Here is a 444-nt window from a genome sequence, read left to right as displayed (position 1 = left end):
GACTACACGCCGAAGAGTTCCTCCAACGCGTACACGACAGCAATATCCCCGACGACCGCATCGAAACCCTGCGTAATGCCGGTATCGATTTGGACGGCTGGCTGACCGGTTTTGACGATGTCGAAGACAGCGTGCGCCATACCGTCGAGCTGATTCGCAAACATCCGCTGATGCCCGACAACATCGCCATCCACGGCCTGGTCATCCACCCGACTACAGGCAAGCTCAACCTGATTGTTGACGGCAGCCTGCCTGCTTCAGACGGCCAAAACATCTAACTCAGACACCACTACGAAATGAAAAACATCGGATTATTCGGCGGCACATTTGACCCCATCCACAACGGCCACCTCCACATCGCCCGCGCCTTTGCCGACGAAATCGGTTTGGATCTTGTCGTCTTCCTGCCGGCAGGCGACCCGTACCACAAAGACAGCACGCGCA

The 444-nt window shown here is 56.8% G+C and carries 1 protein-coding gene and 1 pseudogene; both read left to right on the top strand.

From position 1 onward, the window contains the following. Window positions 1-278: pseudogene (locus ACTHUR_RS21005) on the top strand (carbonic anhydrase); the annotation flags it as partial. A gap of 18 nt (window positions 279-296) precedes the next feature. Beyond that, a partial coding sequence (locus tag ACTHUR_RS21000) for a nicotinate-nicotinamide nucleotide adenylyltransferase (protein ID WP_440400747.1) occupies window positions 297-444 on the top strand: 148 nt, incomplete at its 3' end.

This window comes from Neisseria sp. P0021.S007 (assembly GCF_051956855.1).
Note: the sequence above shows the minus strand (reverse complement) of the source record. Positions and strands in the feature narration are given on the sequence as shown.